This is a genomic window from Kineococcus auxinigenes (assembly GCF_050871525.1).
GTDB lineage: Bacteria > Actinomycetota > Actinomycetes > Actinomycetales > Kineococcaceae > Kineococcus.
The window spans coordinates 35,240-42,421 of sequence record NZ_JBKBCT010000030.1 but is presented as its reverse complement, the minus strand read 5'-3'; the positions used below and the strand labels follow the sequence as shown (position 1 = coordinate 42,421).

The window sequence follows — 7,182 nt, the reverse complement described above, 5'->3', positions numbered from 1 at the left end:
GTCATAGCGGTGGGGAAACGCCCGGTTACATTCCGAACCCGGAAGCTAAGCCCGCCAGCGCTGATGGTACTGCTCGGGAGACTGGGTGGGAGAGTAGGACACCGCCGGCCACTCATCTTTGTGAGTGGTGTGTTGTGGAAGGCCTGTGGGGTGCGATCGTGCATCCCACAGGCCTTCTTCACGTTGTGGGACGGAACCAAGACACACCGTCCCGGTGAACGGCGTGCCCCGTCGTCGCCTCGTGGAGGTGGCCCGACCATCGGCCCCACTGGTGACGTACACCTCGGCCCCTTCTCACCGTGCGGTGCGGTTGGTGGGCGGTAGGCGTGCTTCTCCGTCCGTGGGCTCGGCGCGCACTCCTGTGCACTCTCGCTGCTCCCGGCGCATCCTACGGTCGAGCCCCCCGATGCTGAGGTGTCGGCGCCGTGTCCGATCGAGGAGGTCCCCCGTGCCAGACGAACCCGACAGCGCAGCCCCGCCAGGGACCGGTCCGGCCGAGCAGGGTCGCCCCCGTGGCGGTCCCTACGAGTGGCTGCAGCGCGGGCTGGTCCTCCTCGCCGACGGCGAGGCCGCAGCGGCGGCGACCCTGCTCGCCCGCGCCCACGCCCAGGAGCCGGCATCCACGGGTGTGCTCGAAGCGCTGGCTCGTGCACAGTACGACGCGGGCGATGTGGCGGCAGCCGCCGAATCGTTCCGGCTGCTGGCGCTCGCGCGCCCCGCGGACGACTACGCTCACTTCGGGCTGGGCCTGAGCCTCAGCCGACTCGGGCGCTTCGGCACGGCAGCTGAGCACCTCGCCATGGCGTACGCGATGCGCCCGGACCGGCCCGAGTACGCCGACCGCCTGCGACAGGTCCGCGCCACGCTGGCGGCGCGGCAGAGCCCGGAGAGTACGTGAGCACCACTGCGAGCACCACGGGGACGACGAGCGGGGACGGGGCGCCGCCCAGCACGTTGAGCGGGAGCAGGCGCTCCCTGCTGCTGGAGCACGACGCCGTCCTGCTCGACCTGGACGGTGTCGTCTACGTCGGTGCCCACGCCGTCCCGCACGCCGCTGGCGCCCTCACGCAGGCGGCTGCTGAGGGCCACCGGCTGGCCTACGTCACCAACAACGCGTCCCGGCCGCCGTCCACCGTCGGCGCTCACCTGCGCGAGCTGGGGGTTCCGGCTGATGACGACGACGTCGTGACGTCGGCGCAGGCAGCCGCCCGGCACCTCGCCCAGCGGCTCCCCGAGGGTTCGCGGGTCCTGCTCATCGGCGGTGCCGGACTGCGTGAGGCGCTCACAGCGGTGAGGCTCACCGTCGTGGACTCCCTCGCGGACCACCCCGTGGCCGTCGTCCAGGGCTTCTCGCCGGACACGTCCTGGGCCCGCCTGGCCGAGGCCACCCACGCCGTCCGCGCGGGCCTGTGGTGGGTCGCCACCAACCTGGACGCCACCGTGCCCACGCCGCACGGGCCCGCACCGGGGAACGGCCTGATGGTGCAGTTGGTGGCGCAGGCCGCGGGCCGCGAACCCGACGTGGTGTGCGGCAAGCCGGAGCGTGCGCTGTTCGACGAGGCCGTCGCCCGCCTCGGAGCTTCCCGGGCCATCGTGGTCGGCGACCGGTTGGACACCGACCTGCAGGGGGCTCGCACGGCGGGCCTGACGGGTCTGCTCGTGCTCACGGGGGTCACCGGTGTCGCTGAGCTGCTCGCCGCCGCACCGCACGAGCGCCCCCACCACCTCGGGCGCGACCTGCGCTCGTTGCAGCAGGAGCACCCGGAGCCCGAGGTCGAGCGCTCGGCCGGGGGCGTCACCGTCCGGTGCCGCGACGCGGTCGTCGTCGTCGGCCCCTCGGAGGTCTCCGTGCGCTCCGCCGCAGCGGGCCCCGACGGCCTCGACGTGCTCAGGGCCGCTGCGGAGGCCGTGTGGACGGCCCGGGACGCCGAGCCGGGGGCGCGGTGGGCCCTCGACGTCGCCGGGCTGGTCGAGCAGGTCGTGCACACCTTGGCCGTCGACACCCCGCAGCCTGGGGACGAGAGGTCGGGCGAGGTCCGGGACGGCTTGTAGCCTCACCCGCGTGAGCGAGCACCCCACCTCGACGCCCCGGCCCGCGCCACCTGCACGCCGGGTGGCGGGCGCCGCCGACCCCGAGGACCCCGCCGCGCAGCAGGTCCTGGACGCCGCGCAGCAGGTCCTGGACGCCGCGCTCGCGCGCCTGGACGGGCTCGGCGCCCTGGGCGTGCACGAGCACGTCGACGTCTACGCCGCCATCGACCTGGCGCTGCGCGGGCGCCTGGCCGGCACGGAGGGCTGACGTGGCCCGCCGCCTGCGTCTGGACGCCGAGCTCGTGCGCCGCGGCCTGGCGCGTTCGCGCGAGCACGCGAGCGAGCTGGTGGCCGCGGGCCGCGTGAAGGTGGCGGGCACGACGGCCGGCAAGCCCGCCACCCAGGTGGACCCGGCGTCCCCGATCCTCGTCGAGAGCCGCGAGGAGGAGGTGGGTTACGTGAGCCGCGGCGCCCACAAGCTCGTCGGCGCCCTGGACGCCCTGGACGTGACCGTAGCCGGGCGCCGGTGCCTGGACGCGGGCGCGAGCACGGGCGGCTTCACCGACGTCCTCCTGCGGCGCGGCGCCGCCCACGTCGTCGCGGTCGACGTCGGCTACGGCCAGCTGGCGTGGTCGCTGCGGCAGGACCCGCGCGTGACCGTCCTGGAGCGCACCAACGTGCGGGCGCTGGAACCCGGCGCGGTGGCCCCCGCACCGTCGCTCGTCGTGGCGGACCTGTCCTTCATCTCCCTGGCCCTCGTCCTGCCCGCGCTGGTGCGGTGCGTCACCCCGGAGGCTGAGCACGTGCTCATGGTCAAACCCCAGTTCGAGGTCGGGCGCGAGGCCCTGGGCGCGGGCGGCGTCGTCCGCAGCGCCGAGCTGCGCGCCGGCGCGGTCCGCTCGGTCGCCCGGGCCGCAGGCGGTTGCGGGCTGGGCGTGCGCGGGGTGGCCGCCAGCCCGCTGCCCGGTCCCAGCGGGAACGTCGAGTACTTCCTGCACCTGCAGGCGGGTGCGCCCGCGCTCGAGGAGGACGCGCTGCAGCGTGCCGTCGCCGAGGGACCCCAGGCGGGGCTGTCGTGAGCGCCCCCGTCACGGGCCCGACACCGGGTCCGCGCAGCGTGCTCGTGCTCGCCCACACCGGGCGGGCCGAGGCGGTGACCGCGCTGACGGACGTCGTGCACCGGCTCCACGAGGCGGGCGTGCGCACCTTCATGACCCCCGAGGAGGCCGAGGCGCTCAGCGTCGCCGATCGGCGCCTGGTCGCCGAGCGCCAGCTCGACGGTGCCGTGGAGGGCGCCGAGATGGTCATCGTCCTGGGCGGCGACGGCACGATCCTGCGCGCCGCTGAACTGGTCCGCGGGACCGGGGCGACGCTCCTGGGCGTCAACCTCGGGCACGTGGGGTTCCTGGCGGAGGCCGAGCGCGAGGAGGTCGTCGGCACGGTGTCCCGGGTGGTCGCCGGCGACTACCGCGTCGAGGAGCGCATGACGCTGGACGTGGAGGTCGTGCTCGACGGCGAGGTCGTGGCGCGTTCCTGGGCGGTGAACGAGGTCTCCGTGGAGAAGGGCAACCGGGAGCGGATGATCGAGGTGGTCGTCGACGTCGACGGCCGGCCCCTGAGCACCTTCGCCGGCGACGGCGTCATCGCGGCCACCCCCACCGGCTCCACCGCCTACGCGTTCTCCGCGGGGGGCCCGGTCGTGTGGCCGGAGGTGGAAGCGCTGCTCGTGGTGCCGATCAGCGCGCACGCGCTGTTCGCGCGCCCCCTGGTGATCGCACCGACGTCCTGCGTCGGCGTGGAGGTGCTCCCCAGCCTCGACGACGGCGGTGTGGTGTGGTGCGACGGGCGCCGCACCTTCGCCGCTCCCGCGGGTGCGCGCGTGGAGGTGCGGCGTTCCCCCCGGCGCGTGCGCCTGGCGCGGCTGAGCACGGGGGTCTTCACCGACCGGCTGGTCGCCAAGTTCGGTCTGCCCGTGCACGGGTGGCGCGGGCCCAGAGCCGCCGCGGACGGGAGCTGAGCGGGGTGCTCGAGGAGATGCGCATCCGGGAGCTCGGTGTCATCCGGGACGCCCGGTTGCCGCTGGGACCCGGCCTGACGGTCATCACCGGGGAGACCGGAGCCGGCAAGACGATGGTCGTCACGGGCCTCGGTCTGCTGATGGGACAGCGCGCCGACGCGTCGGCGGTGCGAAGCGGTGCCGAGGCGGCCTCGGTGGAGGGACGGCTGTCCGTGGACCCGGCCGGACCCGTCGCGCTGCGCGCGCAGGACGCCGGCGGCGAGCTGGAGGACGGTGAGCTGGTCCTGGCCCGCACCCTGTCCGCCGCCGGCCGCAGCCGGGCGCACGTCGGTGGCCGGAGCGCCCCCGTCGGGGTCCTGGCGGAGCTGGCCGAGCACCTCCTGGCCGTGCACGGGCAGACGGACCAGCAGCGGCTGCGCTCGGCGGCGCAGCAGCTGCAGGTGCTGGACGCCTTCGCCGGATCGGCTCTGGACGCCGACCGGGCGACCTACGCGCAGGGCTGGGCCCGGTGGCGCGGGCTGTGCGCCGAGCACGACCACCTGGCGGCCCACGCCTCCGAGAGGGCCCGGGAGGCGGAGCTGCTGCGGATCGGCCTGGAGGACGTCGAGCGCGTCGCTCCCCAGCCGGGCGAGGACGTGGCCCTGCGCGAGGAAGCCGGTCGGCTGGCGCACGTCGAGGTGCTGCGCACTGCCGCCGCCGCCGCGCACCAGGCGCTGACCGGTGAGGGCGCCGGCGGGGAGGGGCCCCTGTCCGACGAGGGCGCGGACAGCCTCCTGCAGAACGCCCGGCGCGCCCTGGCCCAGGCGGGGGAGCACGACCCCGTCCTGGCTGCGCTCGCCGCCCGCGTCGGCGAGCTGTCCTACCTCCTGGCGGACCTGTCCACCGAGGTCGCCGACTACGCGCAGGGCCTGGAGGCGGACCCCGCGCGCCTGGCCGCGGTCGAGGACCGCCGTGCGCAGCTGACCGCGCTGGTGCGGCGCTACGCCCCCACCCCTGCTCAGGACGGCACCGAGGGGGTGGACGCGGTCCTGGCCTGGTCCCGGCACGCCGTCGCGCGGCTGATGGAGCTGGACGACGACGGCCGGCTCGAGCAGCTGGCCGCCGAGCGCGACGCCGTGCAGCGCGAGCTGCACCAGGTCGCCGAGCGGATCAGCGCTGCGCGCACCGCCGCGGCCCGCGACCTGGAGGAACGGGTGGCCGCCGAGCTGTCGGCGCTCGCCATGCCCAGCGCCCGCCTGCGCGTGGAGGTGCGCAGCGGCCGGGAGCTGGGTCCGCACGGGTGCGACGCCGTCGAGCTGCAGCTGGCCGCGCACTCGGGGACCGGCTTCCGGCCGCTGGCCCGCGGGGCGTCCGGTGGGGAGCTCTCGCGCGTCATGCTCGCCCTGGAGGTGGTCCTCGCCGGGGCGGACCCGGTGCCGACGATGGTGTTCGACGAGGTCGACGCCGGCGTGGGCGGACGTGCCGCCGTCGAGATCGGCCGCCGGCTCGCCGCCCTGGCGCGCAGCACCCAGGTGATCGTCGTGACCCACCTGGCCCAGGTCGCCGCCTTCGCCGACAGCCACCTCACCGTGGTCAAGACGGACGACGGCAGCGTGACCGAGTCCGGGGTCGTGCGGCTGGACGACGAGGGGCGGGTCGGCGAGCTGGCGCGCATGCTGTCGGGCCGCGGTTCGGGCACCGCCCGCGCCCACGCCGAGGAGCTGCTCCGCTCCTCGCGGGCCGAGGCCGAGCACGTCGCGGTGGCACCGCCGACGGCGTCGCGGCGGGCGCGCCAGCCGCGCGTGCGACGATCGAGCAGGACCGCGGACCGCTCCGGCGGCTGAGGGTCGGCTGCACGAACGGCCCGCGCAGTGCACGTGGACGAGGGACGGGGGGACCCGTCGGGTGAGGAGTGACCGACTTGATCAGGCGCCGGTGGGGACGCGAGCCCGCCCGGGCTGAGGCCTCCGGCGGCTCCGCGCAGGTGCCGTCGGGAACGGTGCAGGGCACCGCCCGCGTCGACCGGCGCACCAAGGCCCTGACCAAGCGGTTGCGCCCCGGCGAGGTCGCGGTCATCGACCACCTGGACCTCGACCGGGTCTCGGCCGAGGCGCTCGTTGCCTGCGGACCGGCCGCCGTGGTGAACGCCTCGGCCAGCACCTCCGGTCGCTACCCGAACCTGGGCCCGGAGATCCTGGTCGAGGCGGGGGTGCCGGTGCTCGACGCCGTGGGCCCGGAGGTGATGACGGCCGTGGCCGAGGGTGCGCGCCTGCAGATCGCCGGTGAGGAGCTGCGCCGCGACGGGCAGGTCGTGGCCCGCGGCCGCCGCCTGACGCCCGAGGGCGTCGCGGCGGACATGGAGGCCGCCCGCGCGGGGCTGTCCCTGCAGCTGGAGGCCTTCGCGGCCAACACCATGGAGTACCTGCGCCGCGAGCGGGACCTGCTGCTGGACGGGGTCGGTGTGCCGGACGTCCGCACGCGGCTGGAGGGCCGGCACGCCCTCATCGTGGTGCGCGGGTACCACTACAAGGAGGACCTCGTCACCCTGCGCTCGTACGTGCGCGAGTACAAGCCCGTGCTCATCGGGGTCGACGGCGGGGCCGACGCGATCCTGGAGGCCGGCTGGAAGCCGGACATGATCGTCGGCGACATGGACTCCGTGTCCGACGCCGCCCTGCGCAGCGGCGCGGAGGTCGTCGTGCACGCCTACCGGGACGGACGGGCCCCCGGGCTGGAGCGGGTGCGCGCCCTGGGCATCGACGCCGTCGTGTTCCCGGCGACCGGCACCAGCGAGGACGTCGCGATGCTGCTGGCCGACGACAAGGGCTCCACGCTCATCGCGGCCGTGGGCACCCACGTCACCCTCGTGGAGTTCCTCGACAAGGGGCGCTCGGGCATGGCCAGCACCTTCCTCACCCGCTTGCGCGTGGGCGGCAAGCTCGTCGACGCCAAGGGGGTCTCGCGGCTCTACCGCTCGCGGGTGTCCGACCGGCAGGTGCTCCTGCTCGTCCTGGCCGGGGTGCTCGCGCTGGTCGCCGCCCTGGCGGTGACCCCCACGGGGCAGGCGATCCTGGCGGTGACCGGTGCCCGACTCGGCGACCTCTGGGCGTTCACCACCGCCCTCGTCCCGGGCGTCGGGCCGTGAGGAACCCCGA

General features: G+C 75.6%; 7 protein-coding genes and 1 rRNA gene. All 8 read left to right on the top strand.

Annotated elements, in window-relative coordinates:
• Nucleotides 1-110 (top strand): 5S ribosomal RNA (gene rrf / locus ACRYR9_RS10395); the annotation flags it as partial.
• Between the two features lie 338 nt (nucleotides 111-448).
• Nucleotides 449-898 (top strand): tetratricopeptide repeat protein, encoded by a 450-nt coding sequence (locus ACRYR9_RS10390; RefSeq protein WP_432497252.1) that lies wholly within the window; start codon nucleotides 449-451, stop codon nucleotides 896-898.
• A complete protein-coding gene (locus ACRYR9_RS10385) occupies nucleotides 895-2,052 on the top strand; it encodes an HAD-IIA family hydrolase (protein ID WP_432497255.1) in 1,158 nt (385 codons plus the stop codon). Before ACRYR9_RS10390 ends, ACRYR9_RS10385 begins: the two co-directional genes overlap by 4 nt.
• A gap of 10 nt (nucleotides 2,053-2,062) precedes the next feature.
• Nucleotides 2,063-2,299 carry a hypothetical protein gene (locus ACRYR9_RS10380; RefSeq protein WP_432497258.1) on the top strand — a complete coding sequence of 79 codons (237 nt, stop codon included), beginning with the start codon at nucleotides 2,063-2,065 and terminating at the stop codon, nucleotides 2,297-2,299.
• A 1-nt stretch (nucleotide 2,300) separates the two neighbouring features.
• On the top strand, nucleotides 2,301-3,110 hold the full coding sequence (locus ACRYR9_RS10375; protein ID WP_432497260.1) for a TlyA family RNA methyltransferase: 810 nt from the start codon (nucleotides 2,301-2,303) through the stop codon (nucleotides 3,108-3,110).
• On the top strand, nucleotides 3,107-4,048 hold the full coding sequence (locus ACRYR9_RS10370) for an NAD kinase (RefSeq protein WP_432497262.1): 942 nt from the start codon (nucleotides 3,107-3,109) through the stop codon (nucleotides 4,046-4,048). The genes ACRYR9_RS10375 and ACRYR9_RS10370 overlap by 4 nt, the downstream gene beginning before the upstream one ends.
• A gap of 17 nt (nucleotides 4,049-4,065) precedes the next feature.
• The gene (gene recN / locus ACRYR9_RS10365; RefSeq protein ID WP_432497309.1) at nucleotides 4,066-5,871 is read left to right on the top strand and encodes a DNA repair protein RecN; all 1,806 of its coding nucleotides are present in this window, start codon (nucleotides 4,066-4,068) and stop codon (nucleotides 5,869-5,871) included.
• A gap of 155 nt (nucleotides 5,872-6,026) precedes the next feature.
• Nucleotides 6,027-7,172, top strand: a complete 1,146-nt coding sequence (steA, locus tag ACRYR9_RS10360) for a putative cytokinetic ring protein SteA (RefSeq protein ID WP_432497264.1) — start codon at nucleotides 6,027-6,029, stop codon at nucleotides 7,170-7,172.
• The last annotated feature ends 10 nt before the right edge of the window (nucleotides 7,173-7,182 follow it).